The sequence below is a fragment of the Fusobacterium sp. genome, assembly GCF_032477075.1.
GTDB lineage: Bacteria > Fusobacteriota > Fusobacteriia > Fusobacteriales > Fusobacteriaceae > Fusobacterium_A.
This window is the reverse complement of the sequence record NZ_JAWDXO010000072.1, coordinates 1-5131: the sequence shown is the minus strand read 5'-3', so window position 1 is coordinate 5131 and position 5131 is coordinate 1. Positions and strand designations below refer to the sequence as shown.

Genomic DNA, 5131 nt, shown 5'->3' with positions numbered 1-5131 from the left:
TTCCAATGATATTTTATCATCAAGGAACAGTCCTGATACACCTGATTTTTTTATATAGTCATTTAAAAGATTTCCAAATCTATTTTCCTTATATGTATTTAGAACTCCTCCTGAATCAGAATTTACTATTGATTGAATTATTTCTGATAAATTTACTCCTAGGTCTGCTATTTTATCTCTTTCTGACTGATTCAGTAAATCTGTATGAAGTTCTGCATCTAATACTTTATCTTCATCTTTTGTTATTTCCTGTGCCTTTGATAAATCTGTATTAAATCCTAGCTCCTCTGCTGTTTTACTTTCTCCTGCTATTTCAAATTCTGTATTTACTGCTGTTGCATTTGTATCTTGTCTCTTATCCTGTCCTCCTGTTACTTCTATTGCTGGTAAAAAAATATTTTTAATCTCTTAATGAGTAGCCTAAAATTAATTAGGCTACCTATAAAACATTAAATTTTTTTACCTTGTTTCTCTTTGTTCTAATATTAAGTTTTTTATTATGTTATAATCATTCTTTGATAAATCATATCCAAAACTATAAATTTTATTTTCATAAGTTAACTTCATTAATCTATATTTGTTAGGGTTCAAAATTGAAAATAGAAACTTTGTAGGCATTTTTAAAGTTATATACATTCTTAAGCTTGTTTCAAATAAAGTACTGTATGACACATCGAGAAAGTCATCATTGACTATTTTTATCTTTTTTAATGGAATTTTTCCAAAATAAAAATTTATAAATATTTGATCTTTTTTTATAATCATTTCTTCATCAGCAAGATATGAAAGTCTATATGGAATAATACTTAACAAATGTAATCCTACTCCAATAATAAAAAAATATATCATTATTTTATAGCTAAAAAAAGGTAAACTCAGTAATGATACAAATAAAAGTATTACAAATTGTATAATCAAAGAAATCTTTAAATATTTTCCATTATATTTTTTTATAATTACTTCATTTTCTAATTTTAAGATTTTTATTTTTGCCTCCACTTAGATTTATTTTTTAAGATTAATATAAAAAGGAGATTATAAGAATTAGTTAATAAATAATTAATTTAGAACACTCTTCTTCAAAATATTAATTCTTATATATTTTTAAGTTTTCTGAAAAACCTATCCATTATTTTTATATGTTATTTATATACTCTAATGTATATTTATTCGTTCCATATTTTATTAAGTGACTCAAATTAATTGAGCCACCTGTAAAATATTAATTTTTATTTTCTTTGACTTAAGATTAGACTTTTTATTTCATCATACTCTTTAGGAGTCAGTGCAAAACCATAGGCATATATTTTATTTTCATAAATGAATTTCATTCTTCGTAACTTTCCTGGGCGCCAAAGTGTACTTGGAACAAATATTGTGTTTATAACAGTTTTCAAAGAATCATCATATTCAATTCTTACATTACTGTCATTTGGCAACTCATATTTTTTTAAAATTAAACCAAATGCTCCAAACTTTAAAACAATTTTATCTTCAGCTATTTCTAAATTTTCATCTGCTGTAAAAGTTAGTTTACTAGTTAACAATGAGAAGAGTACTAACTTTAATGAAAAGTTTAAAATAAATAAAGCATTTTCATTCCCCATAAAAGAATAAGAAAATAAAAATAGAATCAATATTGCTATAAAATAAATTATACTATTCTTTATTATTCTTTTATTATTTGTCCTTTTAACGAGTATTATATTTTCCTTTTTTTCGATTTTCAACTCTTTCTTTTCCTCCATTCTCCAAATATATTTCATATCTTAGTTTCAAAGTCAATCCAGTTATTTTTAATAAATTCTCCTTAGTTTCTCCTGAAGTTTGGCTTAGTTGCTCAAGTTCTTTTGCAGTTTCGATTATTCTTTTATTTATATTTACTTTTTCTTCTTTAATAAAGACTGTATTATCTATGCTTAAATGAAGTTCTCCCTCATCAGGAATATTTTTAGACATTCCTAAAATAAATTTAATTCCTGAAAAGTCTCCTTTCATGTCAGTTAAATATTCAGCCCCATAATTCCTATATGAACCTCCAGCAACTAAAGATGTTCCAATGAGATCTTCTTTTGAATTAACTTTAGGTAAAATTATCATACTAATAGCTCCACCTACACTAGGAGTTCCAGCCCCTATTCCAAAATCAAATGTATTAACTAAATATCCTTCCTCCTTTTGTGTATTAATAATATAATAAGAGCTTTTTCCAAAATTTGGTCTTGCTATAAATGCTCCTGCAATATTAAAAGATTCAGTAGAAAAGCCATATTTTTCTTTACTTTCCTCAGAAATACCATCTATTGCCTTTTGAGCTTCACTTCCACTTATATCTCTTCCTGCATATTTTTCTTGAAATTCTTTTTCTAGTTTTTCTGTGTATTTACCTTTGTTTTTTGTTCCTTGAATTGCATCTTCCACTCTTTTAGCTGTGCTTTCTATTTTTGCATCATAACTATTAAAATGTCCAAGTTCATGTCCTACCAAAGTCAGAACTTTATTTGCATCTGCTAATGCCAGTACTTTTCTATCTATTGCTATTGTATTATTCTCAGGTGATGCAAAAGCTTCTACTCCTGGTGGAAGATCTCCTATAAGTATTATTGGAGTTTCTCCTTTATATTTTAGATCAGCTGCAAATGAGTCTACTAATGCTTGAACTCTATTAGCTTTTTCATTTAAATCTTTTTCTATTATATTTCCATTTTCATCTACAGTTTTTTCTTCTAGTTTTATATAATGATGACTTTCCTGCCCTTTTTCTTTAAATAACTTACCATAAACTTTTTCCTTTATAGTATTTCCTTTTCCTCCCACTCCAGGATCTGTTATCCCATCATAAACTGCTTCTAAATAGTCTCCAGCTTTTACAATCTTATCTCTTTCAGATTGATTTAATAAATCTGTATGAAGTTCTGCATCTAATACTTTATCTTCATCTTTTGTTATAACTTGAGCTTTTCCTAAGTTTGTATTAAATCCTAGCTCTTCTGCTGTTTTGCTTTCTCCTGCTATTTCAAATTCTGTATTCACTGCTGTTGCATTTGTATCCTGTCTCTTATCTTGACCTCCTGTTACTACTGATAAGTTGGGAACTCCTGTTCCTGTTACTTCTATTCCTCCACCACTTACTTTATTCTTATCTTTATCTTTTAGATGTTCAATTGTTATATTTTCAGCTTTTACTATCAGTTTATTTTCTTCACTTTCAGAACCTATTATTGCTCCACTGTTAGTAAAATCTTTACTTTCAATTATCCCCCCTTCTTTTGCTATTATAGAAGTCTGGTCACTTACCCATTCTTTCTCTCCATTGCTTTTATTCTGGCTTAAATTTAGTTCTCCAGTAACTCCTACTGGAGTTTGAGATACCTTTATACTACTACTACTATTTTTACTACTTGACTTCTCAGTATCTTTTGAAGAGGCAATTATTACTTCCTCTCCTTTTATTTCCACTCTTCCAGCTTCTACATTGGCTCCTTCGTATATTACTTTTTCTCCAGCTTCTACTTTATGTGTTCCTCCTACTTCAAATTTAGAGTTCACATTTACAGTTCCTTCACTATTTCCTTTTCCTTTACTTTGAGAAGCAGTTATACTTCCTAAAGTGGGATTATTTGAAAGTGATATATCTGCATTCAGACCTTTAGAAGAAGAACTGCTAGATGATGAATATTCATCTTTACTAGATTTTACCACAACATCTTTAGAAGCTGATAGATTTAAATCTTTTTCTGTCTTTATATCTGTTCCTTCTATTATCACACTTCCAGCACCAGAACTGATATTTATATCTCCTTTAGATTCAAGTTTATTTTTTACTGTTGATTCACTTGAAGAATGATATTCAGATTTACTCTTATTTACTCCAGCACTTACAGTTATATAATTATTTATATCTGTTGACACAATTCCTTCTAAATTTTCAGAGGCCATACTGCTATTATCTTTAGTCACTTTTGGGATAAACTTTCCTACTGCCTCTGCACCTTCTTTAATAGCTCCTACTAAATCTGATGCTGTATTTGCTATATCATAGCTATTTCCACCAAAGTCTGTAAGTTTATCTATATCCCTTACATTATCTATTGTAGTTTTTATTGAACTTGCTACTCCTACAGATACTCCTATACTACTTGATTTATGTTTTTCATCTACTGTTGTCTTATCTTTTGCAACAGTTAGTTCTACTCCATCATGACCTTTAATATCTATTCCTGTTTCTCCATAGATATCTACTGATTTTAATACAGCTTTTCCTTCAGTTGCTTCTATATCTACCTTTCCTTGAGATACTATTGTAGAAGCTGTATTAGTAGTCTGTGTAGTTTTTATCTCATCTTTTGATTTTCCATATGAAAAACTAGCAGTTCCTTTTACAGCTTCTTCCTTATACTGTTCAGTAGATTTTGAACTTCCTGTAATTCCCAGAAAACCTGTTTTAGTAGTTTTCTTATAGCTGTAGTTTATATCTTTTACAGCTGCTTGTACAATATCTCCTTCTGCATTTATTACAGCGCTTCCTTCAGGTCCAGCTTGAATATTGCTTCCAATTATAACTGTATCCTTACCACTTTCTATACTTACATTTTCTCCAATAAGATTAGCTCCATTATGAGAAGTCGTATATTTTACTTCTGTTTTTGATTTTCCTCTTCCAAAACTTTTCTTTTTACTTTCCTGGTGCTCATAATAGTCACTGTCTATTGAAGCTGTAAGATTTACATCTTCTCCTGCTTTTAATCTAAGCTCACTGTCAGCAGCTATATCTGATCCTTTTATATTAATATTTTCATCTGCTGAAATAAAAATATTTTCTCCTGTTACAGTACTTCCTGTATTATTTACTTTTTCTTTTACAGTATAATTTTTTCCACTTCCATCTTTTTCATAGGAATAGTTTTCTACACTTTCTATATTTATTTCATTTCCAAGTATAGTAATACTCTTAGTTGATTCTACATCAGATCCTTTTATTTTTATGTCATTGCCTGCTACAAGAAGAATATTATTTCCAGAAACAGAACCACCAATGTTTTCTTTTGTTTCTTTTTGATATTTTTCTTTATTTACACTATTATTTATTTGAATTGTATCTAAAACTATATTATTTGATACAACAACAATA

The 5131-nt window shown here is 28.5% G+C and carries 3 protein-coding genes; all 3 read right to left on the bottom strand.

Annotated features, from left to right (window positions below; translation table 11 throughout):
* Window positions 1-459: 459 nt before the first annotated feature.
* Window positions 460-849, bottom strand: a complete 390-nt coding sequence (locus E6771_RS15770) for a hypothetical protein (RefSeq protein ID WP_316092297.1) — start codon at window positions 847-849, stop codon at window positions 460-462.
* Between the two features lie 380 nt (window positions 850-1229).
* Window positions 1230-1730, bottom strand: coding sequence for a hypothetical protein (locus E6771_RS15765; RefSeq protein WP_227371965.1), 501 nt, complete (start codon window positions 1728-1730; stop codon window positions 1230-1232).
* Window positions 1693-5131: hemagglutinin repeat-containing protein (locus E6771_RS15760; protein ID WP_316092295.1), on the bottom strand; the 3439-nt coding region annotated here is incomplete at its 5' end. The genes E6771_RS15760 and E6771_RS15765, both read right to left, overlap by 38 nt.